Below are 22,449 nucleotides of genomic sequence, written 5' to 3'. Positions count from 1 at the left end.
CCCCACACCTCACGGAGCACCCATGGACGACAACGTACTGCGCGTCGGAATCGGCGGACCGGTCGGTTCCGGCAAGACCGCCCTCATCGAGGCACTCGTGCCCCTGCTGATCGAGCGGGGCCGTCGCCCCGCCGTCATCACCAACGACATCTACACCCAGGAGGACGCCCAGCACGTCCGCCGGACCCTCGCCGGGGTACTGGACCCGGAGCGGGTCGTCGGTGTCGAGACGGGCGCCTGCCCGCACACCGCCGTACGGGACGACCCCACCATGAACCTCGCCGCCGGCGCCGAGATGCTGGAGCGCTTCCCCGACACCGACACGCTCCTCTACGAGTCGGGCGGCGACAACCTCACCCTCACCTTCAGTCCCGCGCTCGTGGACCTCTTCCTCTTCGTGCTGGACACCGCCGAGGGAGAGAAGATGCCGCGCAAGCGCGGACCCGGCATCACCGAATCCGATCTCCTCGTGATCAACAAGATCGACATTGCGCAGTACGTCCGCACCGACATCGGCATCATGGAGTCCGACGCCCACCGGGTCCGCGACAACCGCCCGGTCGTCCTCACCGACTGCCTCACCGGCGTAGGCATCGACGAGATCGCGCTCTACCTCGAATCGCGCCGCAAGGTCCTGATCTGACGTGCGGTCCTCCCCTCCCGCCCCCAGGACCGACCGGCTGGCCCCCGCGTACTACACGGCGGTCCGCGTCCCCCCGGACGTGGTGGCCCTGGCATCCGTACCCGACACGCTCGCACCGGGCTCCCCGGCCAAGGTGGGCGTGCTCGACCTCGCCTTCGAGGTGCGGGACGGGCGCACCGAACTGGTCGAGCGCTACCAGAAGTCGCCCCTCCAGATCATGCGCCCGCTGTGGATCGACCCCGCCATGCCCGGTATGAGCCACGTCTACCTGATGGCGACGGGCGGCGGGATCGCTCAGGCGGACCGCTACCGGACGGACTTCCGGTGCGGGCCCGGCACCCAGGTGCACCTCACCACCCAGGCGGCCACCAAGGTCTTCCGGATGGAGCACGACTTCGCCAGCCAGCGGGTGCACCTGACGGCGGGGGAGGGCAGCTACGTCGAGTACCTGCCGGATCCGCTGATCCTCTTCAAGGACTCGCGGTTCTACCAGAACACCGAGGTCACGGTCGCGCCCGGGGCGACCGTCGTGCTCGGCGACACCCTCACCGCCGGACGGCTCGCGCGGGGGGAGCGCCACGACTACCGCGTACTCGCCACCGACCTGCGCGTCACCCGCCCCGACGGCACCCTCCTCGCCGTCGACACCGTGCGCCTGACGCCGGGCGGACCCGGCGGCGGGGTGGTGGGTCCGGGGGTGTTCGCCGGGTACGACCACGTCGCCTCGGTCTTCGTCGTCACCGACCGGGCCCCCGCCACCGAGGTGGCCGACACCCTGCACACGGCACTGGCCGGTTCGGGGGTCCTCTTCGGAGTCAGCACGCTGCCCCGGGAGTGCGGGGCCTGGGTCCGCTTCCTCGACGACAGCCCCGTCGCGGTCGCCGCCGCGCACGACGCCCTCCGTCACGCGGTGCACCGGCTGCTCACCGGCCACCCGGCCCCGGACCTGCGCAAACCGTAGCCCGCTCCCTCGCTCGCGGCCCGTCCCACGCATCAACCGCGAAGAAACCGCCCCGAAGAAACCGCCCCCACGCCCACCCGAGGTGCCCGCCGATGAACACCGCTCCCGCGCCGATGCCGCCCGCGTACGACTCCGGCGACACCGCCTGGCTGCTCGCCTCCACCGCCATGGTGCTGCTGATGACGCCCGGACTGGCGTTCTTCTACGGCGGCATGGTGCGCACCAAGCACGTCCTGATGATGATCAAGATGAGCTTCGCCGCGCTCGCCTTCGGCACGCTCCTGTGGTGGGTCATCGGCTACACCCTCGCGTTCGGTCCCGACGTCGGAGGCGCCGGCGTGATCGGGAACCTCGACCACGCCTTCATGCGGGGCATCGAACTCACGACGCTCTCCGGACACATCCCGACCTACGTGTACAGCACCTTCCAGATGGGCTTCGCGATCATCACGGTGGCTCTGATCAGCGGATCGATCGCCGACCGCGCCACGATGCGGGGCTGGCTCGTCTTCGTCGTCCTGTGGCTCCTGATCGTCTACGTCCCGCTGGCCCACTGGGTGTTCGACACCGACGGCTGGATCGTGAAACACCTCGGCGCACTCGACTTCGCGGGCGGCCTCCCGGTGGAGCTCAACTCCGGGGTGGCCGGTCTCGCCGTCGCCCTGGTGCTCCGGGCACCCCGCGACTTCGCCCGGCGCGAGGAGCGGCCCAACAACATCCCGCTCGTCGTGATCGGCGTGGGCCTCCTCTGGTTCGGCTGGTTCGGCTTCAACTCCGGTTCCGCGCTGAGCGACCAGGGCACCGCGGCGGCGGCCTTCATCAACACCCAGCTCGGCGCGGCCGGTGCGATGGTGACCTGGCCACTGGTCGAGAAATGGCGCACCGGCAGGGTCACCACCATGGGCGTCGTCTCCTCGGCCGTCGCCGGCATGGTCGCCATCACCCCCGCCTGCGGCGAGATCAACACTCTCGGCGCGGTCATCACCGGACTGGTGGTGGGCGCCGTCTGCGCCTTCGCCATCACCCTGAAATACCGGTTCGGGGTGGACGACACCCTGGACGTGGTCGGCGTGCACGGCGTCGGCGGTCTGATCGGCCTGATCATGGTCGGCCTCTTCGCCACCGCGCGGATCAGCGGCAAGGAAGGGCTCTTCTACGGCGGCGGCTGGGGGCTCCTGGGCAAACAGGTCCTCGCCATCCTCGCCGTGATCGCGTTCTCGTTCGTCCTCACCTGGCTCATCGCGAAGGCGGTCGACCTGACCGTCGGCTTCCGCGACAAGGGAGAGTACGAAGAGGTGCCGGGCGAGGAGCAGGAGCGCGCGTACGACTTCCAGACCGCCGAGCGCCTCGGCGCGCTGGTGTCCGGCACGTCCGTGACCAGTGACGACGAGCTCGTCAAGCAGATCACCCGACTGCTCCGGGCCCGGGAGGACTCAAAATAGGCGCCGCTCTCACGGCTCGGGCGCGGCCTTTGGCCGGGGATAGGTACGCCCCTTCCAGGCCGCGCCCCGCCCCCGGTAGTGCTGGACCGCCGAGTCGACCGTCATCAGCAGGTAGAGCGAGGCCGTGAAGGGCAGCAGCGGCGCGAGCCAGAGCGACTGCCGGTAGTACGTCAGCATCGGCAGGTACGTCCCCGTCATCACCGCCCACGCCAGACCGCCGGCCCAGGCGGCCACCGGATCGCCCGTCACGGACCCCGCCACCAGCCCCGCCGGCGGCGCGAGATAGACGAGCGCGAGCCCCGGCACCGTCCCCGCCAACAACAGCGGACTGTGCCGCAACTGCGCGTACGCGCTCCTCGAGACCATCCGCCACAGCTCGCCGAGTCCCGGATACGGGCGGACACTGTCCACCCGGTCCGCGAGCCCCAGCCAGATCCGGCCGCCGGAGCGCTTGACGACCCGCGCCAGCGACACGTCGTCGATCACCGCCTGCCGGATGGATTCGGGCACCCCCGCCCGCACCGCGGCCTCGTCGCGCAGCAGTACGCAGCCCCCGGCCGCCGCTGCGGTGCCGGATCCCGCCCGGTTCACCCGGCGGAAGGGGAAGAGCTGTCCGAAGAAGTACACGAAGGCGGGCACCACGAGCCGCTCCCAGAAACTCTCCACCCGGAGCCGGGCCATCTGGGAGACCAGGGCGTAGCCGTCCGGGCCGGCCGGCCCCGCCGCCGCCACCAGCTCCCGCAGGCTGTCCGGCTCATGGGCGATGTCCGCGTCCGTCAGCAGCAGGAACTCCGGGCTCCGCCGCCGCGCCACCGCGATACCGTGCCGCACCGCCCACAGCTTGCCCGTCCACCCCGGCTCCGGCTCACCCGCCGTGACGACCTGCAGTTCCAGCCCGCCGCGGCACTCCGCCAGTTCCCGCGCGAGATCACCGGTGCCGTCCGTGCTGCCGTCGTCGACGAGGACGACGAAGACCTCTCCCGGATAGTCCTGCGCCAGCAGCGAGGGGAGGCTCACCGGCAGGATCGGGGCCTCGTCCCGGGCCGGTACGACGACGGCGACCGAGGGCCAGTGCGCCGGTACGGAACGGACCGGAAGCCGCTGGTCCGTGACCCAGAACAGACCCTGGCCGAGCAGCAGCCACACCCACGCGACAAGGGACCCCACGGCGATCCACTCAACGGCGCTCATCCGCCGAGTCTCCCCCACTCCGCCCGGCTCCGGAGGGGGGTGGCATAAGGTGACCGGGTGAAGATCGCGCTCATGGACTCAGGAATCGGCCTGCTGGCGGCCGCCGCCGAGGTGCGCCGGCTGCGCCCCGACGCCGATCTGGTGCTCTCCTCGGACCCGGGCACCATGCCGTGGGGGCCGCGCGGGCCCGAGGACGTCACCGCGCTCGCACTCGCCGTGGCCCGCGCCGCCGCGGCACACCGGCCCGACGCGCTGGTCGTCGCCTGCAACACGGCGTCCGTCCGCGCGCTGCCCGCCCTCCGCGCCGAGCTGGAGCCCGCGCTGCCGGTCATCGGCACCGTACCGGCGATCAAACCCGCGGCCGTCGGCGGCGGCCCGTTCGCCATCTGGGCCACACCCGCCACCACCGGCAGCCCCTACCAGCGCGGGCTGATCCGGGACTTCGCGGCCGGTGCGGACGTCACCGAGGTGCCCTGCCCGGGACTGGCCGACGCGATCGAGTACGCCGACGAGGCCGCGATCGACCGCGCCGTCGCCGCGGCCGCCGCCCTCACCCCCGCCACCGTCGGCACCGTGGTCCTCGGCTGCACCCACTACGAACTGGTCGCGGACCGCGTAGCCGACGCCCTCCGCCGGCCGGGCCGCCCCCCGGTCGTCCTGCACGGTTCCGCCGGGGCGGTGGCCGCGCAGGCGTTGCGCCGCATCGGCGCGGAACCCGCTCCGTCGGCCGAACCGACCGGAACTCTCACCGTCCTCCTCAGCGGCCGCGAGGGTGGCCTCCCGGACGCCGCTCTCACCTACGCCGAGGGCAGACTGCTGAACGGCGTGGGCGCCTCCCGCTGACCGCGGCCACCGCCGACCGGCCGGACGACACCCGCCGCGCGAGCACGGGTCATGGGTACGCTGCTGAGCATGACGGACCACCCCGGCCGTGCGGCGCACGGCTCGACCCAGGCGCCGTCCACCGTGTGGACCGGCAAGGCGACCAACCGCGCGCAGTGGCTGCTGGCCTTCGTGGGAGCGGCGTGCCTCGCCCTCGGGGTGCAGATCGCCCTCGATTCCAACTGGACCTCGGGCGTCGCGCCCCTGGTGATGTCGGTGGTCGGCTGTGTCGCCGCCGGCCTCCTGATGCTCTACGGCACCCTCGCCTTCGTCCACGTCGCGGTGAAGGTGGACGGCGACGCCCTGGAGGTCCGCTGCGGCCACATGGGCCTGCCACGCCGCCGCATCCTGCTCACCCATGTGGTCGGGGCCGAGTTCGTCCCCCGGGTGACCCCGCGCCAATGGGGCGGCTGGGGCTACCGCTGGCGTCCCGAACAGGGCACCGCCGTCGTGGTGCGCCGGGGCGAGGCGCTCCTCCTCCGGCTCGGCGACGGCCGCTCGTTCACCGTCACCGTGGACAACGCGGAGGCCGCCGTACGGTTCATCCGCGACCGGCTCCGCCTCCCCGCGACGGGCAAGCCGTCCGAGGCCTGACCCGAGGAACCGGTCGCCGGCGCGCAGACCGGTGCTCCGTGCTCGGTGGCACCGGACACCCGGTCTCCCCGCTGCCGCGCTCACAGCCGTCGCCCGTAGACTCCCGCAGGTGAGCGCCACCATCACCTCCGTCGAGGAACCGTCGCCCCTTCCCGAGTCCCGCCCCCGCCGGCGGCTCGCCCGGGCCGCCAGGCCCGCCGCGGCCGTGCTCTCCGGAGTGCTGCTGTACCTGAGCTTCCCGCCCCGGCCCCTGTGGTGGCTGGTGCTGCCCGGCTTCGCCCTGCTCGGCTGGGTCCTGCACGAACGCCGCCCGCGCGCGGCCTTCGGCCTGGGCCTGCTGGCCGGACTCGGCTTCATGCTGCCGCTGCTGCACTGGACCGGCGAGGACGTCGGCGCGGTGCCGTGGCTGGCGCTGGCCGTGGCCGAGGCGCTCTTCGTCGCGGTGGGCTGCGTCGGCATCGCCGCAGTGTCCAGGCTCGCGTACTGGCCGTTCTGGGCGGCGGCCGTCTGGACCCTGGACGAGGCGGTCCGGGCCCGCGTGCCGTTCGGCGGGTTCCCCTGGGGCAAGATCGCCTTCGGCCAGGCCGAGAGCGTCTTCCTGCCGATCGCCGCGCTCGGCGGCACACCGCTCCTCTCCTTCGCGGTGGTCCTCTGCGGGTTCGGACTCTTCGAGGCCGTCCGGCGGGCCGGCTCCTACCGCTCGACCGGAGAACTTCCGCGCGCGGCTACCGCGATGGCCGCGGCGGCGGTCCTGGCCCCCGTCGCGGGCGCCTTCGGCTCGCTCCCGCTGGTCGACAACTCCGCGGAGGACGGCACCGCGACCGTCGCCGCGATCCAGGGCAACGTGCCGCGCCTGGGTCTTGACTTCAACTCCCAGCGGCGCGCCGTGCTCGACAACCACGTCAGGGTCACCGAGCAGCTCGCGGCGGACGTGAAGGCGGGCAAGGAACCGCAGCCCGACTTCGTCCTCTGGCCGGAGAACTCCTCCGACCTCGACCCCTACCGCAACCCCGATGCCCGTGAGGTCATCGACCGGGCGGTCGGGGCCATCGGTGTCCCCACGGTGATCGGCGCGGTCGTCGAACCCGACACCGGCAAACTGCGCAACACCCTGATCCAGTGGGACCCGGAGAAGGGCCCCCTGGACACCTACGACAAACGGCACATCCAGCCGTTCGGCGAGTACATGCCGATGCGCTCGGTCGCCCGCGTCTTCAGCAAGGACGTCGACCGCGTCCAGCGCGACTTCGGCTCCGGCACCAAGGTCGGGGTGTTCGACCTAGCCGGTACCAAGGTCGGGCTGGTCACCTGTTACGAGGCCGCGTTCGACGACGCCGTGCGCGACACCGTCAAGGCAGGCGGCCGGCTGATCGCCGTACCGAGCAACAACGCCACCTTCGGCCGCAGCGAGATGACCTACCAGCAGCTCGCGATGTCCCAGGTGCGGGCGGTGGAGCACAGCCGCTCGGTCGTCGTACCGGTCACCAGCGGGGTCAGCGCCATCATCCGGCCGGACGGCACGATCGTGGAGAAGTCCGGGTTCTTCACCCCCGCGGCCCTGGTGGACGAAGTCCCCCTGCGGTCCTCGCTGACCCCCGCCACCCGGATGGGCGCACTCCCCGAAGGGGTCGTCGCGCTCTTCGCGGTCGCCGGTCTGGTCCTCGTCGCCGTCCGCTCCCGCAGGGGCCGCGGGGCCGTTCGAACGGCGCGTTAGGCTCTGCCGCATGGCTACCCCCGACTTCATCCGCGCGATCAGAGCCACCGCCGGCCATCAGCTCCTCCTGCTGCCCGGGGTGAGCGCGGTCGTCTTCGACGAGAAGGGCCGGGTCCTCCTCGGCAGGCGGGCCGACACCGGCACGTGGTCGATCATCGGGGGCATCCCCGAGCCCGGCGAGCAGCCCGCGCGGACCGCCGAACGCGAGGTCTACGAGGAGACGGCCGTGCACTGCGTGGCCGAGCGCGTGGTGCTCACCGAGGCGCTGGAGCCGGTGGAGTACCCCAACGGGGACCACTGCCAGTACCTCGACGTCACCTTCCGGTGCCGGGCCACGGGCGGAGAGCCGCGCGTCAACGACGACGAGTCGCTGGAGGTGGGCTGGTTCGCCCTGGACGCGCTGCCGCCGCTGGCCGCGTTCGCGCGCTTCCGGATCGAGCAGTCCCTCACCGACGGTCCCACCTGGTTCAGGGCCGCCGACGGCGCGGACCACGCCTGAGCGCCTGAGCGCCCCGCAGGGCGAGGCCGACGGGGCGCCGTCTCCGTCGTCAGAGCCGTACGCAGAGCCGCTGGCTCTTCGCCCAGTCGGTGATCCAGCCGCTCAGGGCGAGCGGGAAGCACCACTCGCCGGGGCCGGGGGAGCTACCGGCGGGGTCGGGCGCCGGCCGGTTCTCGTCCATCAGGAAGGACCGGTAGAGCTTCGACGCCTCGGGGTTCCCGGTGCACCCCCACACCCCGTGCGGGCAGTAGTCCGTGATCGTCTGGTAGACGGGCGGGTGGAGATCCATCCATTCGAGCATCCGGCGCATGTACGCGGGGTTGTCGCCGTTGCGGAAGAGACCCCACTCCGGATAGGAGATCGGCTTCCCGTGCTCGGCCGCGAAGTCCACGTGCTTCTGCAGCCCGTACTCCCCGTGCACCTGGTCGTCGAAGTCCTCGCCCGGCGGCTGGTCGTACGAGTCCATGCCGACGATGTCCACGAAGTCGTCACCGGGATAGCACTCGGTCCAGGGCACGGCGTCCCGTCCCCGGCTCGGCGCGAAGTCGAAGCGGAACCGCTGGCCCGCGACCGCGCGCATGGAGGTGACGATCCGCTGCCAGTACGCCTTCCAGGCCGCCGGGTCGGGCCCGCACCGGTGGGCGTAGGTCGTGCCGTTCATCTCCCAGCCGAGCACGATCACGGTGTCCGGGACTCCCAGCCCGACCAGCCGCTCGGCGAGCTTGCGGAAATGCAGGTCGTACAGGCCCGCGGCTCCGGACCGCAGCCGCCTGCGCACCGTGGCATCCGACACCCGTACCTCGTTCCGGTCCAGCATCGGCGTGTTGAGGACGAACATCCGGTCGGGCCTCGCCTGCCGCCAGGCCGCCCAGGCGCCCAGGAAGTCGACGGAGCCCTCGATGTTCACCCAGAGATCGCCCGGGAGATAGCTGTGCCCGACACGCAGGTCCTTCCCGCCGAGCCACCGGGACATCTCCGCCATGCGCGCCACGCCCGCGGGCCCGTAATCCAGATAGGCGCCGACCGCCGTACCGCTCGGATCGATGTGGGGTCCGGCGCCGTCCGCCGAACCGGCCCCGGTGACCCGGAAGCCGGAGACACCACTGACGGCGAGCACACCGGCCGCGACCGTACCCACACAGAGATTGACGATACGGCGACTACGGGACACGGCTGCTCCTCGGGATCGGTGGACGAGCCGGTCCGGCGGCTCGGCTCCACGGGCGGACACCACCTACGGCGTCGGGACGGAATCGAAGGTCATCGGCAGACCGCGGACCCGGTTGTCGAAGCTGGAGTCCACCAGCTCCGGATCGCCGAGCGCCCGCGCCGTGTCGGTCCGGAGGAGGACCTCCGTGAAGAGGGCCCGCATCTCCAGGCGGGCCAGGTGCGCCCCGAGGCAGTGGTGCGGGCCGCCGCCCCCGTACCCCAGGTGCGGGTTGGGTGAGCGGGTGATGTCGAAGAGGTCCGGCTCCGCGAACACCGACGCGTCGCGGTTGGCGGAGGCGTAGAAGAGCACGGCCTTGTCACCCGGGCGGAAGGTGTGCCCGCCGAGCTCGTGCACGGTGGTGACCGTCCGCCGGAACTGGATGATCGGCGTGGAGTGCCGGACGATCTCCTCCACCGCCCCGTCGATGTGCCGGTCGACGTCGGACATCAGCAGGGTGCGCTGCTCGGGGAACCGCGACAGCAGTGCCATTCCGTGCGCCAGCGCGTTCCTGGTCGTCTCGACCCCCGCGACCAGCAGCAATGAGAAGAAGGCACCGAGTTCACGGGCGTCGAGCGACTGTCCGTCCACGTCGGCGCGGACCAGCGCCGAGATCAGGTCGCCGGTGGGCCGGCGGCGGCGCTCGTGCGCGAGCCGCGCCATCACGAGCTGCATACGGGCGAGCGAGCGCAGCCCCCGGCCCGGCACCCGGACGCGGGCCAGCCCGCGCCGCTCCACTCCGACGTGGCTCGACGCGTGGTCGATCTGGCTGGAGATCCACGGCCGGTACGTCCCCGGAATGCCCATCAGGTCGCAGATGACCTCGAAGGGCAGACGGGCCGGGGCCGACCGCATGAAGTCGGTGGAGCGGTCGGCCACCGCCTCGTCCACCAGGCGGCGCGTCACCCGGGTGATGTTCTCCTCGGCCTCCGCCAGCAGGCGCGGGGTGAAGGCGCGGGAGACGATCCGGCGCAGTCCCGTGTGGTCGGCGCCGTCCATGTTCACCATGGAGTTGCCGAAGACGGCCTTCGCCCAGCGGGCGGGTTCCGGGACGGTGACGCCCGGCGCGCTCGCGAAGACGTCCGCCCGACGGCTCGCCGCCTTCACGTCGGCGTGTCTCACCAAGGCGTAGAAGGAGAGCCCGGCCTCCCGGCCGCTGCGCGCGGTGAACCGCACCGGAGCGTCGAGTTCGCGCAGCAGCGCGAAGGCCCGCAGCCGCTCGGCACGCGGGAGCCGCCAGAACGCGGGGTCCGCGAGATCGATGTCCTTCGGACGCCCGGTGTTCCGCGCACGCTCCGTACGCAGACCGGGGACCTGTCCGGGCACGCTCATGTCCACCACTTTCGGCAGTCGGGTCTCCCATGCTGTCGCGGCCTTACACGCCCGGGGTCCGACACGGCCGCGAACGGCCCCGATTTCCCACGGTTGAGGGATTGACCGGCGGTACGGCGAGCCGTTACGGGCGGGAGGGCGGCACGCACCGTCTGATGGGCGTGGATAGCAGCCGCACCGACAAGCGCACCGGTGAGAGAGGGAGGCGGACGCAGATGGGTTCGAGCAGGAAGATCCGAGGCCCCGCGGGCAAACGGAGCGCGACCACCCGCAGGGGCGTGCTGCGCGCCGTGTTCGCGGTGGGAGTCGTGGCCGGAACCGGGGCCGCGTGGGAGCCGATCGTCGCGCGAGGCCGGGAAAGCGACGGCGGCACGGCATCCACCGCGGTCCTCGCGCGACCCGGGGAGATCACCGAGACCTACCGGGGGAGGACGATCCGGGTGCACCCGGACGCCGGGCCGCGCGGCGACGCCGGGCCCGGCGTCTGCGCCGCGAGCGCCGGACTCCACCCCGAGGTCAGTATCGACGGCGCTCCCCTGCACCTCATGCGCCGGGCCGACGGGAGCTACCTCAGCATGGCCGCCCACTACGAGTCGCATCCGACGCCCCTCGCGGCCGCGCGCGCCGCGGTCGACGTACTGGGCACGGCGCGGTTGTCCGCCGCGCCCCGCGGCATCTGACCGAAGGGCAGGTGGAAGGTGTACAGCCGAAAGAACCAGCGCGATCTCACCCGGACCGAACGGAAGAGGTTCGTCGACGCCGTGCTGACGCTCAAGCGCTCGGGGAGGTACGACGACTTCGTGGCCATGCACCGCGAGTTCTACGTCACCGACGGGGAGGACCGGCCCCGGGCGGCGCACATGACCCCCTCGTTCTTCCCCTGGCACCGCCGGTACCTGCTGGAGTTCGAACAGGCTCTGCGTGAGAGGGACCCGGCGGTCTCCGTCCCGTACTGGGACTGGACCCTCGACCGCTCGCCGGGAGGGCCGCCATGGACGCCGGACTTCCTGGGTGGCAACGGGAGGCAAGGTGACCGGCAGGTCACGACGGGCCCCTTCGCCCACCGGGAGGGGAACTGGTCCATCCGCGACGGCGTCAGCGACGACCCCTTCCTCACGCGGAATTTCGGGCGGCCGTCCGATCCGGTCGCCCTGCCCACGGCGAAGGACGTGCAGCGAGCACTGGACGACCCGGTGTACGACACCGAGCCGTGGAACAGCCTCAGCCGGAGCGGCTTCCGCAACCGGGTGGAGGGATGGGGCATCCGAGGCGAGCGCGCCATCAGCAACCACAACCAGGTGCACCGCTGGGTCGGCGGCGCGATGGCGGGGGCCGGCTCCCCGAACGACCCGGTCTTCTGGCTCCACCACGCGTTCATCGACCGGCTGTGGGACCGCTGGCAGAAGGCCCATCCGGGCTCCGGCTACCTCCCCGTCCGCGAACTCACCGGCGACGACCCGCAACGCGGCCGGGTGTTCGCCCGGGGCGAGCCGCTGCCGCCCTGGGGCGTCGCGCCCTCCGGGCTGCTCGACCACAGCCGCGTCTACCGTTACGCCTGACGGCAGGCTCACCGCCAGCCGGTGCCGACACCACGGCGGCCGGTCTCCCCTCCCGGGATGAGGAGGGGAGACCGGCCGCCGTCAGCGCGTTCGGGTCAGTGACCGTACGCGTCGTGGTCGCCCTCGTAGGCGTCCTCGTGCTGAAGCGGCTGCGGCCGTGCCGAGCCGTTGACGCAGGTGTTGCCGAACGCCGGGTTCAGCAGGCCGACGACGTTGATCGTGTTGCCGCAGACGTTGACCGGGACGTGCACGGGCACCTGGATGACGTTGCCCGAGATGACACCGGGGGAGCCGGCGGCGACCGCACCGGCCCCGGCGTCGGCCGAGGCGAAGCCGGCGCCGCCGGCGATGAGGGCGCCGGTTCCCGCCAGGAGGGCGGCGACCTTCGTGATACGCGACATCAAGAACTCCTAGGGAAGAACGTTTCGTTGTGGGACTGCGGGGTATTGCGGCCCCGCACTGACTGACCAACGCGGGGGACGGCGGGCGGTAACGGATGCACGCGGAGGTTCTGGGCAGGGCTCCGCCGGATGGCTCAGTGACCCACCCCCGTCAGAGCGTTGAGCCGCTCGTGCCAGTCCCGCGCGGCGGGGAAGCGCGCCTTCACCGTCCTGGCCGCCCGGTCCCTCGCGGCCACCTGGGACGCACGCAGCCGCAGCACGGGCTCGAGCGCCGGCCGGGAGAGCAGCAGCCGTTGGTTCACCACCGAGACCGGCTGCCAGTAGCTCTTGTACTGCTCCGCGCCACGCAGCAGACTCAGCGTCCGCCGGCCGTCGGCAGCCGCCTGCCGCGAGATCTCGCGCAGCAGCAGGGTCGCCACGTCCACCTTCCGTTCCCGCAACAGAGGGTGCGCACCGTACAGGTAACAGCCGGTCAGCGGACCCGCGTGCAGCGACAGGTTCGCCGCCAGAACCTCCCCGTCCAGCAGGAACTCCGTGAGCGTTGCCCCGCCGTCGCGGACCATCCGCCCCGCCGCGTGTGTCAGATGGGCCGCGAACCGGGGGCGCAGGTGCTCGGGATTGACGCCCCGCCCGCTCCACTGCAACGCGTGCAACCGCAGCAGATCACCCACGGTCCCCGGCACCCGTTCGACCGGCACCTCGCGGCACACCACGCCCAGCGCCTCCACCTTCCTGAGCTTGGCCCGCACCCGTTGGGCGCGGGAGCCCGACAACCCCTGGGCGAGGGTGGCGAGCGGCGCGGCCGGCAGCTCCATGCAGGTGGAGTCCGAGAGCCGGACCCGGGGCCCCGTCCAGCCGGTGAAGAGCCGCTGCGCCAGGGCGTCCGGGCGTACCTCACGCAGATCGATCACGCTGGAGCGGGCGGCCCGGTGGAGGCCGCGCGCCAGGGCGCCGACCACCGCCTCCGTCTCCGCCTCCCCGGATCCCTCGTCCACGAGGATGTCGAAGAAGTCCGAGATCGCCCCGCCCATCGGCATCAGCACCGGCATCGGACGGTGGGAGAGCAGCAGCGCCGCCGCACCGACCAGCCGCCCGCAGCGCCGGACCAGAACGACCCGGAGATTCCTGTCCTGCCCGTACGACAGCCACCAGGAGTGCAGCCAGGCGTGGCTCTGGAACGGTGTGGCCGACGGGCAGGCGCGGTGCAGCGCGTCCCACTCCGGCGCGAGGGCGGCAAAATCCAGGCCGTCCCGGCAGAGCGTGACGCTCAGCCCGTCGTGTGGTCCGGATGTCATCGCGTGGTCTCCCGTTCCACCGTCACCGGCGACTCGGCCTCGTGCGCGGGGCCCGGCACCGTGGCCGGAGCCGCGGCCGGGGCCGGGTGCTCCTCGGGACGCCGCCGGACCAGGAGCAGCAGCCCGCCGACGAGTCCGCCCGCGCTGCCGCCGACCGCCGCGGAGAGCGGGACGGAGGGTGAGGCCGGGTCGCTCGGCGCGACGGCGTGGGTGAACCGGATCAGTTTCACGCCGGTGTCCTTGGAGACGTGGCCTCCGCTGACGATGAGCGCCTCGACCACGGCGTCGGCGATCTCGGCGGCCTGCCGGGGCCGCTTGGCCGTGCCCGTGACAGCGATCATCGGCGAGTCGGGGGAGGTCTCCGCACGGACGTGGCCCCGCAGCTTCCGCAGCGGTTCGCCCGCCGCGCCCTGGGCGTAGCCGAGGGTCGCGTCGCCGGTGGCCAGCCGGCCGTACGACTGCGCGTATCCCAGCGCCGCCGCCGGGTCGGTGGTCTTCGCCGCCGCGACGGTCATCGCGTACCCGGTGGCCTCGTAACTCTTCGGCGTGAGCAACCCGTACGAGATTCCGCAGGCGGCCCCCAGCAGGGCGCAGGCGGGCAGCGGCCACCAGACGGGCGGACGGAGAGCGGAGCGGAGCCTGCGGGTCCGTCCGGGAGCGGCCGGGGTCTGGGCGGGGGTTTCGGTCATGACTCTGCTCTTTCCAGGGGGCGGGACGTGGCGAGGACGTGGCGGTACACGTCCATGAGGTGGTGGCTGCTGCGCCGGATGTCGTACGCGGCGACGGCGGCGGGCGGGGGGAGGCGCTGGGGACCGAGATCCGCCAGACCCCTCAGGGCACGGGCGAGTTCGGTGGGATCGCCGGTGATCCGGCGGGCGCCGGGGGCACTGCCGGCGGGGAGGTCGTCGAGTGCGGGGCAGGCGTGGTGCAGGACGTGCAGACCCGACGCGAGCGCCTCCACGGCGGCCAGCCCGAACGACTCCTCGCGGGAGGCGGAGACGAACACGTCGACCGCGCCGAGCACCGCGGGCACGTCAGGGCCGGGTCCGGTGGCGTCGCACGCGCCGAGGAAGAGGACGCGGTCCGCCGCCCCGAGCCGCTCCGCCAGTGCGCGCAGCGACGTGAGCTCCGGCCCCTCCCCGGCCAGCACCAGCCGGACGCCGGGCAGCGCCGCGACGGCCCGGACGAGCGCGTCGAACCGCTTGCCCGGGACCAGTCGGCCCACGCCACCGACCACGAACGCGTCCGGGGGCAGGCCGATGCGTGCACGGGTGGCGCTCCGGGAGTGGGCGTCGAACCGGAATGCCCGCGCGTCGATGCCGTTCGGCACCACGTGGATGCGCTCGTCCGGCACCCCCCACTGCCGCAGCCGGCCGGCCACGGTGGGAGAGACGGCGACCGTCGCGGAACCCAGGCGTTCCGTCCCCAGATAGAGCGCACGGGTGCCGGCGGTCAACGGACGGCCCTCGATCTCCGCGTGCCCCAGGGAGTGTTCGGTGCTGACGCCGGCGCGGACCCCGGCCAGTCTCGCGGCGATCCTCCCGTAGACGCAGGCGCGGTAGAGGTGGGTGTGCACGAGGTCGTACGCGCCGCGACGGACGAGCCGGGTGAGCCGGCCCACGGCCCTCAGGTCACGGTTTCCCGCCATACCGAGGTGGGTGACGCGTACCCCGTCGGCGCGCAGCCCCTCGGCCACCGCTCCGGGGTTGGTGAGCGTCACCACGTCGCAGTGCACCGGCAGATGACGAATCATCAGCCGCAACTGCTGTTCCGCGCCGCCGATTCCCAGGCCCGTGATGACGTGCAGCACCTTCACCGGCGGGCCTCCGCGAGCGGACCCGAGGGGACCGGCCCCGAAGGTGCGCGGCCCGCCCGGTGGCGCATGTGGTGCCGCAGCTCCTTCGCGCGCAGCCGCAGGCCCTGGTCCGCTTGGCCGACATGGGTGCGCGGCAGCGCGAACTCACCGACGAGGACGCCGGGTTGCAGCGCACAGCCGTACGCGTACCCGGCCTCGCGCACCGAGTCGACCACCCGCTGGTCGGCGTAGCCGTACGGGTGGCAGAAGCCCTCCGGGGCGGTCCCGGTGAGTTCCCGGACGAGGTCGCGGCTGCGCCGGGTCTCCGCGTGGAGCTCCTGGTCGGGGAGGGCCGTCAGGTCCCGGTGGTAGAGCCCGTGGGAGCCGATCTCCATTCCGGTGCGGGCGAGCCCCCCGATCTGGGTGTGGGTGAGGAGCGGCTTGCGCGGGCCCTCCGGGTCCCATTCGTTGGTTCCGCCGTCACGGCCCGGCAGCACGAACACGGTGGCGGTGAAGCCGTGGCGGCGGAGGAGGGGCAGAGCCTCGTCCACGAAGTCGGCGTACCCGTCGTCGAAGGTCAGGCCCACCAGACCGCGCCTGCCCCTGGCGTGCTCCCGCAGCAGGGTCCCCACGCCCACGCCCGTCAGGCGGCGGCTCCGCAGCCAGGTCAGCTGGGCTTCCAGGCGCTCGGGGGAGACGGTGATGCCGTACGGGTCGTCCGAGGGATCGCCCACCGAGTGGTAGGTCCAGATCCACGGTCGGCCGGCGGCGGTCGGGCGCGGGAGGACGGAGCGGGGTGCGGCGACGCGCGCCCGCGGGTCAGTTGCCATGGATGAACCTCTGTCGGGTCAGGGCCAGCAGATGGATGACTTCGGGAACCCGGCACACGCGTCCGGTGAGGAGGAAGACGGAGGGGACGAGGACGCACCCCGCGGCGAGACCCGGGACGGGCTCGGTCACGGCGGCCGCCGAGGCCCAGCCGGCCGCGGCCGCGACGGCGGCCGGCACCCCCAGTCGGAGGAGGGAGAGACTCACGGTCCGCACCTCGATGGCGACCACCCGGGAGCCGAGCCCCTGGAGGAGGAGCGCGGCCGTGACCGTGATGCCCACGGCGTTCGCGGCGGCGATGCCGAGAACGCCGTAGGAGTACGTCACGGCGAACCCGGTACCTGTCGTGACCACCAGCCCGGTCACCATCGCGAAGCCGGGGTACCAGGTGGGGCGCCCGGCGGAGAAGAACGGCCGGCCCAGCGCACCGACGAGACAGTGGCCGAGGAGGCCGAGCGCGTAGACCCGCATCACCCCGGCGGTGGCACGGGTGTCCTCCGCACCGAACGCCCCGCGCTGGAAGAGCACTTCGATGATCTGGGGGGCGTAACCGATGACCATCGCGGTGCCGAGCAGGACCACCAGCGCGGCCAGCGCCAGATCTCGTTCGACCCGTAGCCGGGCGCTCTCCCGGTCGCCGTCCGCCATCGCCTGCGCGACCACCGGGAAGGTCACCGTGCAGATCATCAACGACAGCACCATCGGCATCTGCGCGACCTTCTGCGCGTAGTTCAGGTGCGAGATGGAGCCGGCGGGCAGCGTCGAGGCGAGGAACCGCTCGACCAGCACCTGCGCCTGACGGCTCACCACGAAGAGCAGCACGGGCGCGAGGACGGCGGCGCCGGGCAGTCGCGGGGCGGAGCGCGGGAGGCGGGGCACGGCCGGGATTCCCGCCCCCGGGCGCTTGAGCCGCCCACCGTGTTCCCGGACGAGCACCCGGGAGCAGAAGGAGGGAATCTGAACCAGGACCATCAGCGCACTGCCCGCCGCCACCCCCACCGCCGCGGCCCGGACCCCCCATACCGAGTGCAGACCCAGGGTCGTCGCGATGATGCCGGCGTTGTACGCGACGTAGACGGCGGCCGGAGGCCCGAAACTCCCGTGCGCCCGCAGCGCCGCACTGAAGTATCCGGTGACCCCGAAGGTGAGCACCGTGACGGCGGTCAGCCGGGTGCAGTCCACGGCCAGCCGGGGATCGGCCAGCCCCGGAGCCAGCATTCCGACGACCCAGGGAGCGCCCACGAAGAGCAGCGCCGCGCCCCCGGCGAGCAGGGTGAAGAGCCTCGGGAGCGTCGCCGCCACGAACGCGCGGACCGGCTCCTCGGACGTGCCGTCCGGGCCGGCCGCGGCCGCCCGGCGAGCCAGCACCTGGCTGAACGCCGGGACCAGCAGCAGCGCCATCCCGTCCTCGATCAGCAGCGTCGCCGCCATCTCCGGGACGGTCCAGGCGACCAGGAACGCGTCGCTGTCACCACCCGCGCCGAAGAAGTGCGCGACAGTCTGGTCGCGCAGCAGCCCCAGCACGGCGCCGACCAGGGTCAGCCCCGCGGTCGCCGCGGCGGCACGCGCCAGGAACCGCGACAGCACCGGGGCGGGCCGGCGGGACACTGCCCCGCCGGTGGCGACGGCATCCACCGCCGGAGCCCCGGCCACCGGCCGGCCCGGGTCCGGGTACGGCGCCCGGCGGGGCGCCGCCACTCCGGGCTCCTCCGCTCCGGGCGGCGGGCCGGCGGAGGTATCGGCCCCGGTCGTGGTGTCGCTCACGCTCCGGCCGCCCTCTGCGGGGCGGCCAGCGCCCACCACGCGCCCAGCCCCAGTACGACACCGGTGAGCACGGTCGTGGGGCCGCCGATGTCCGAGTAGAGGAAGTCGACGGCCTGCCACACCACCAGCCCCACGGCCACCAGCCCGCAGTCGACCGCGCCGGTCCGCCCGCGGCGCGCGAGGAACAGGGCGCGCACCGACGCCACGAGCACCGCCAGCCAGCCGCCCACGACGGTGACGAACCCGATCAGACCCTGCTCGCCGAGGACCAGCAGGTACATGTTGTGCGGGGAGAGCAGGGTCTGTTTGCGGAACGCCTGGCCCGCCCCCTCCGTGTCGCTGCCGGAGGAGAGGCCGATCGAGGCGTGGCCGTCGCGGTACTCCGGGAAGCCCTTGAGGCCGACGCCGGTCGCCGGACGCTCCCGCCACATGCTCCCGGCGGCCTGCCACAGGGTGTAGCGGTCGTTGACGGAGCGGTCGGGGGCCTGCGCCACGTCGGTGACGCTGGAGAGCCGCTCCCGGACCATGTCGGAGCCGATACCGAACCCGCCGACCAGGACCACCGACAGCGCGCCCAGGACCAGCAGGGACCGCGTCGCCGTGCGCCGCCCGGTCAGGACGACGACCGTGAGCGCGGCCAGCGCCGTCGCGATCCACGAGCCACGGCTGAACGAGACGGCGAGGGCCACGAGCAGCCCCACCGTGACGGCGAGCGCGCAGGGGCGCAACCACCGGCGGGCGGAGGCGGGCGGGCAGAGCGCGTACGGGACGGCGGCGAGCAGTCCGTACGCGACGACCGTCGCCATGCCCATGATGTCGCCGGGACCGAAGGTCCCTACCGCGCGGACCTCCTCGCCCATGTACGAGGCCCCGGTGCCGGTGGCGAACTGGCGGATTCCGATGAACCCCTGGACCAGCGCGAGCAGTACGAGCGCCGCCGTGAGGAGCCGGAACCCGCGGGCGTCCCGGATCGTCAGGCACACGGCGAGCGGCACGAGGACGAAGATCTGGAGGTAGCGCACGAAGCCGGGCACCGCCGCCACCGGGTCCGAGGCGGTGACGGTCGCCACGGCGAACCCGGTGACCGCGAGTCCGGCGACGAGCGCCGCGCCGCCCGGCAGGGGGCGCACGCGCCGCGCCCACAGCCGGACCAGGCAGCTCAGCACCGCCACTCCCGACGCCAGGTCGGCCGGTAGCGCGCCGCCGGAACCGGGGGTACCGGCACCGGGGACGGGGAGAGCGAGCAGCAGGACGGTCGCCACCAGCGGCAGCAGGGTCCACAGGTCCAGCGCGCCGGCCGGGGTCCGGGCGGAGTTGTGCCCCGGCGACGGAGCCGCCTGCGCCGACGGGGCCGGAGTCGCTGTGATCGTCGGCGACGGGCCGGGGGCGGGTGCGACCGGAGCGTCGGTCGTGGGGGGTGTCATGCTCAGCTGCCTCCGCACCGGAAGAGGGAGAGGACGGTGCGGGCGAGCACGCAGACGTCCTGCCACAGGGACCAGGTCTCGATGTACCGGTTGTCGAAGCGCGCGCGGTCCTCGATCGAGGTGTCGCCGCGCAGGCCGTTCACCTGGGCGAGCCCGGTGATGCCCACGGGCATCCGGTGGCGCGCCTGGTAGCCGGGGTGGATGCTGCTGAACTGGGCGGCGAAGAAAGGGCGTTCGGGGCGAGGGCCGACCAGGCTCATGTCCCCGCGCAGGACGTTCCACAACTGCGGCAGCTCGTCCAGGGAGGTGCGGCGGAGCGCCTTGCCGACCGCGCTCATCCGCCGGTCGCCGGCGACGTTCCAGCGGGTGGCCGACTCGTGGGCGTCGGCGGGCCGCAGCGTACGGAACTTGAGGAGGGTGAACGGCTCGCCGTGCAGGCCGAGTCGCTCCTGCCGGAAGAGCACGCCCGGCCCGTCGCAGAGCCGCACCGCGAACGCGCAGGCCGCCAGCGCGGGGGAGGCGGCCAGCAGTGCGACGGAGGCGAGGACGATGTCCATCGCGCGCTTGACCGCGTGCGAGAACGGATGCCTGCGCCCGGCATGCAGGCGGTGCGCGGAGTACCCCCACAGGTGGTCCGGGCGGGCGGGCCGGTGCTCGGGGATCGCGCCCGTCGCCGGGGGCTCGATCAGCCACATGCGGCAGCCGTGGCCGGCGAGGAGCGCGAAGAGTTCGGTGCCCTCGGGCGTCGCCGCCGGATGCTCGGTGAACAGCACGTGCCCCACCCGCTTGCGTGCGACGGTCCGCTCCACCTCCTCCCGGGTGCGCAGGACCGGCGTCGGGCCCGTCGGCATGTCGTCCGCCACCGGGCCCAGGTCCGTCACGCACAGCGCGACCCGGCCCACCGCCCGGAGGCCGTACTCGGTGCGGTCCCTCAGGGCGGTCGTGGTGCTCCGGGCGAGCGGGCCCGATCCCACGACGAGGGTCGGCCGGGGATGGCGGGCGGCCGCGCGCACGCCGGCCCGGTACACCACACCGCGCGCGACGCAGCAGAAGAGCGACTGCACCCCCACCGCGCAGAGCAGCGTGGTCCAGCCGATCGCGTAACGGGTGTCGTACGTGGTGAGGGTCTCGGCGGTCACGAACCACTGGAGCAGCGTCAGTCCGAGGACCGCCGGGAACTCGGCCGCCGCCGAGCGGGACAGCCGGGGCCGGTACAGGCCGCGGGAGGAGAGCAACAGCAACTGCGCGGCCGCCTGGACCGCGAAGACGGCGAGCGGCCAGCGCGGAGCGGGACCCACCGCCGGCGCGAGGACCGCGACGAGCCCGTCCGCCCCCACGAGCAGGACGGTCAGCCGGTGGCGGCCGACCTGCCGGACGACCGGCTCGGAGTAGCGCCGGACCGGGCCGCCGCGTGGTCGATGGACGGTGGCAGAAGCAAGGGGCAGCGTGGTCCCCCGGGCAGTGCCCGGGAGTGATGCACTCTCCGTCGTCATCGCTCGGTGCGCTCTCTCGTCGTGGTGCCGGACGGGTGGACAAGTTCCTGGTAGAGGCGGGTGACCTGCGCGGTGGTTCTGCGTACGTCGAAGCCCGCACGGGCGTGGAGCTGGGCGGCGAGGCCGAGTTCCGTACGGAGGGAGGGGTCGGACAGCAGGGCGGTGAGCGCGTGGGCCAGGGCCGGCGGGTCGTCCGGCGGGACGAGGCAGTGGGCGTGCTGCCCGGGCGGCAGGCTCTCCCCGGCTCCGGCCACGTCCGTCATCACCACAGGCCTGCCGCAGGCCATCGCCTCCAGCGGCGCGAGGGCCATGCCCTCCCAGCGCGAGGGCAGGACGACGGCGTCGGCCGCGTGGATCCAGGGGCGGACGTCATCGGCCGCACCGGCGAACAGCACCCCGGCCGGAGCCGCTTCGCGCAACCGGGCCTCCTCCGGCCCGCTGCCCACCAGGGCGAGCCGGGCAGTTCCCGGGCGCATCGCGCGCCATGCCTCCAGCAGGACGTCCTGACCCTTCTGCCGGCTCAGACGACCGACGCAGACCAGCAGCGGCGGCCCGTCGGGGAGACCGAGCACGGCCCGGGCGTTGGCGCGGGTCCCGGGTCCGGCCGGGCGGAAGTGGGCGAGATCGATGCCGTTGTGGATCACCGACCAGCGGGCCGCGATGCCCGCCCGCTCGCCCGCAGTACGTTCGGAGGCACTGACACAGAGCACCCGGTCCGCCCAACGCGCCCCGAAACGCTCCCACTTCAGCGCGGCCGAGGCGGTGCCTCCCCGTACCGCCTCGAACGACCAGGCGTGCGGCTGGAAGACGGTCGGGATCCGGCCGCGTACCGCCATCCGCCCCGCGAGACCCGCCTTCGCACTGTGCGCGTGCACCACCTGCGGGCGGTGTTCCCGGATCAGTGACCGGACTCCGGCGATCTCCCGGGCCAGCCCGGGGCCGGGGTTGCGAACGGCCCGCCACTCGTGGACCTCCGCGCCCGCGGCGGATGCCCGCGCCGCCAGCGGGCCGTCGGACGGACACGCCACGACGGGCCGGAGTCCGGTGCGTACCTGCGCCCGCACGAGATCGACGACGACCCGGGCGACGCCGCCCTCCACGGGCTGAACGAGGTGAAGGATCTTCAAAATTGCTCCGGGGTGACGTTCTCGCGGCGCCTTCGGCAGTTTTCGTACGCACCTCCGATGTGTGGCGGGTCCACAGAAGGCGACCGGCCGAAAGGGTGTGCACATGCGTTCTCTGTGATTTCCGGGTGCGGTCAGGGGCGCCGCCTTTCCGGGCGGGGCTGTTCGCGCCGCGCTTTCGCGCGAGGACGGAAAATGGGTTAAACCGAAGTGCACTTTGACAGACTGTCAGCCGGAACGCGTGTATGACTCGCTCGTGCGACCGGTCGCGACGGACCCGAATGCCGCACCCCACTGGGCT

At 73.1% G+C, this 22,449-nt stretch carries 21 protein-coding genes; 9 read left to right on the top strand and 12 right to left on the bottom strand.

Annotated features, from left to right (window positions below; translation table 11 throughout):
* The first annotated feature begins 22 nt into the window (after positions 1-22).
* The 3 genes from ureG (at position 23) to ACFYPN_RS22985 (ending at position 3,046) form a co-directional block, all read left to right on the top strand.
* Entirely contained in the window at positions 23-643 is a 621-nt protein-coding gene (gene ureG / locus ACFYPN_RS22995) for an urease accessory protein UreG (RefSeq protein WP_358757667.1), read from the top strand.
* Position 644: 1 nt separating this feature from the next.
* Positions 645-1,604 carry an urease accessory protein UreD gene (locus tag ACFYPN_RS22990; RefSeq protein WP_389300619.1) on the top strand — a complete coding sequence of 320 codons (960 nt, stop codon included), beginning with the start codon at positions 645-647 and terminating at the stop codon, positions 1,602-1,604.
* A gap of 92 nt (positions 1,605-1,696) precedes the next feature.
* Positions 1,697-3,046, top strand: coding sequence for an ammonium transporter (locus ACFYPN_RS22985; RefSeq protein ID WP_358757670.1), 1,350 nt, complete (start codon positions 1,697-1,699; stop codon positions 3,044-3,046).
* Positions 3,047-3,055: 9 nt separating this feature from the next.
* Here the strand turns inward: ACFYPN_RS22985 and ACFYPN_RS22980 are convergent, their stop codons facing one another.
* Positions 3,056-4,237 carry a glycosyltransferase gene (locus ACFYPN_RS22980; protein ID WP_389300616.1) on the bottom strand — a complete coding sequence of 394 codons (1,182 nt, stop codon included), beginning with the start codon at positions 4,235-4,237 and terminating at the stop codon, positions 3,056-3,058.
* Between the two features lie 57 nt (positions 4,238-4,294).
* On the opposite strand from ACFYPN_RS22980, the gene ACFYPN_RS22975 reads away from it, so the two are divergent.
* The 4 genes from ACFYPN_RS22975 to ACFYPN_RS22960 all read left to right on the top strand — a co-directional run bounded on the left by ACFYPN_RS22975 (position 4,295) and on the right by ACFYPN_RS22960 (position 7,926).
* Positions 4,295-5,080 carry an aspartate/glutamate racemase family protein gene (locus ACFYPN_RS22975; RefSeq protein WP_358757673.1) on the top strand — a complete coding sequence of 262 codons (786 nt, stop codon included), beginning with the start codon at positions 4,295-4,297 and terminating at the stop codon, positions 5,078-5,080.
* 69 nt (positions 5,081-5,149) lie between these two features.
* Entirely contained in the window at positions 5,150-5,713 is a 564-nt protein-coding gene (locus ACFYPN_RS22970) for a hypothetical protein (RefSeq protein ID WP_358757675.1), read from the top strand.
* A 109-nt stretch (positions 5,714-5,822) separates the two neighbouring features.
* A complete protein-coding gene (gene lnt / locus ACFYPN_RS22965; protein ID WP_389300613.1) occupies positions 5,823-7,427 on the top strand; it encodes an apolipoprotein N-acyltransferase in 1,605 nt (534 codons plus the stop codon).
* 10 nt (positions 7,428-7,437) lie between these two features.
* A complete protein-coding gene (locus tag ACFYPN_RS22960; RefSeq protein ID WP_358757679.1) occupies positions 7,438-7,926 on the top strand; it encodes an NUDIX domain-containing protein in 489 nt (162 codons plus the stop codon).
* A gap of 49 nt (positions 7,927-7,975) precedes the next feature.
* Here ACFYPN_RS22960 and ACFYPN_RS22955 read toward each other — a convergent pair whose 3' ends face one another.
* Together ACFYPN_RS22955 and ACFYPN_RS22950 are read right to left on the bottom strand one after the other, a co-directional pair.
* On the bottom strand, positions 7,976-9,097 hold the full coding sequence (locus ACFYPN_RS22955) for a glycoside hydrolase family 26 protein (protein ID WP_389300609.1): 1,122 nt from the start codon (positions 9,095-9,097) through the stop codon (positions 7,976-7,978).
* Positions 9,098-9,160: 63 nt separating this feature from the next.
* On the bottom strand, positions 9,161-10,465 hold the full coding sequence (locus ACFYPN_RS22950; RefSeq protein ID WP_389300607.1) for a cytochrome P450: 1,305 nt from the start codon (positions 10,463-10,465) through the stop codon (positions 9,161-9,163).
* 215 nt (positions 10,466-10,680) lie between these two features.
* Here ACFYPN_RS22950 and ACFYPN_RS22945 point away from each other — a divergent pair, with 215 nt between their 5' ends.
* Both ACFYPN_RS22945 and ACFYPN_RS22940 read left to right on the top strand, forming a co-directional pair.
* On the top strand, positions 10,681-11,145 hold the full coding sequence (locus ACFYPN_RS22945; protein ID WP_389300604.1) for a tyrosinase family oxidase copper chaperone: 465 nt from the start codon (positions 10,681-10,683) through the stop codon (positions 11,143-11,145).
* 18 nt (positions 11,146-11,163) lie between these two features.
* Positions 11,164-12,024 (top strand): tyrosinase family protein, encoded by an 861-nt coding sequence (locus ACFYPN_RS22940; RefSeq protein ID WP_358757687.1) that lies wholly within the window; start codon positions 11,164-11,166, stop codon positions 12,022-12,024.
* Positions 12,025-12,119: 95 nt separating this feature from the next.
* On the opposite strand, the gene ACFYPN_RS22935 is transcribed toward ACFYPN_RS22940, so the two are convergent.
* The 9 genes from ACFYPN_RS22935 to ACFYPN_RS22895 all read right to left on the bottom strand — a co-directional run bounded on the left by ACFYPN_RS22935 (position 12,120) and on the right by ACFYPN_RS22895 (position 22,124).
* The gene (locus ACFYPN_RS22935) at positions 12,120-12,425 is read right to left on the bottom strand and encodes a chaplin (protein WP_358757689.1); all 306 of its coding nucleotides are present in this window, start codon (positions 12,423-12,425) and stop codon (positions 12,120-12,122) included.
* Between the two features lie 134 nt (positions 12,426-12,559).
* The gene (locus tag ACFYPN_RS22930) at positions 12,560-13,720 is read right to left on the bottom strand and encodes a GNAT family N-acetyltransferase (protein WP_358757690.1); all 1,161 of its coding nucleotides are present in this window, start codon (positions 13,718-13,720) and stop codon (positions 12,560-12,562) included.
* Positions 13,717-14,409 carry a lipopolysaccharide biosynthesis protein gene (locus ACFYPN_RS22925; RefSeq protein ID WP_358757692.1) on the bottom strand — a complete coding sequence of 231 codons (693 nt, stop codon included), beginning with the start codon at positions 14,407-14,409 and terminating at the stop codon, positions 13,717-13,719. Before ACFYPN_RS22925 ends, ACFYPN_RS22930 begins: the two co-directional genes overlap by 4 nt.
* Positions 14,406-15,536, bottom strand: a complete 1,131-nt coding sequence (locus ACFYPN_RS22920; protein ID WP_358757694.1) for a glycosyltransferase — start codon at positions 15,534-15,536, stop codon at positions 14,406-14,408. Before ACFYPN_RS22920 ends, ACFYPN_RS22925 begins: the two co-directional genes overlap by 4 nt.
* Positions 15,533-16,345, bottom strand: a complete 813-nt coding sequence (locus ACFYPN_RS22915) for a polysaccharide deacetylase family protein (RefSeq protein ID WP_358757696.1) — start codon at positions 16,343-16,345, stop codon at positions 15,533-15,535. The genes ACFYPN_RS22920 and ACFYPN_RS22915 overlap by 4 nt, the downstream gene beginning before the upstream one ends.
* Complete coding sequence (gene murJ / locus ACFYPN_RS22910) at positions 16,335-18,107, bottom strand: murein biosynthesis integral membrane protein MurJ (RefSeq protein WP_389300598.1); 1,773 nt, start codon at positions 18,105-18,107, stop codon at positions 16,335-16,337. The genes ACFYPN_RS22915 and murJ overlap by 11 nt, the downstream gene beginning before the upstream one ends.
* A complete protein-coding gene (locus ACFYPN_RS22905) occupies positions 18,104-19,531 on the bottom strand; it encodes an O-antigen ligase family protein (protein ID WP_389300595.1) in 1,428 nt (475 codons plus the stop codon). Before ACFYPN_RS22905 ends, murJ begins: the two co-directional genes overlap by 4 nt.
* A gap of 2 nt (positions 19,532-19,533) precedes the next feature.
* Positions 19,534-21,024 (bottom strand): exopolysaccharide biosynthesis polyprenyl glycosylphosphotransferase, encoded by a 1,491-nt coding sequence (locus tag ACFYPN_RS22900; protein WP_358757700.1) that lies wholly within the window; start codon positions 21,022-21,024, stop codon positions 19,534-19,536.
* On the bottom strand, positions 21,021-22,124 hold the full coding sequence (locus ACFYPN_RS22895; RefSeq protein ID WP_389300695.1) for a glycosyltransferase family 4 protein: 1,104 nt from the start codon (positions 22,122-22,124) through the stop codon (positions 21,021-21,023). Before ACFYPN_RS22895 ends, ACFYPN_RS22900 begins: the two co-directional genes overlap by 4 nt.
* Between the last annotated feature and the right edge of the window lie 325 nt (positions 22,125-22,449).

The sequence above is a fragment of the Streptomyces sp. NPDC005576 genome (assembly GCF_042871745.1).
GTDB lineage: Bacteria > Actinomycetota > Actinomycetes > Streptomycetales > Streptomycetaceae > Streptomyces.
This window is presented reverse-complemented; position numbering and strand designations above follow the sequence as displayed.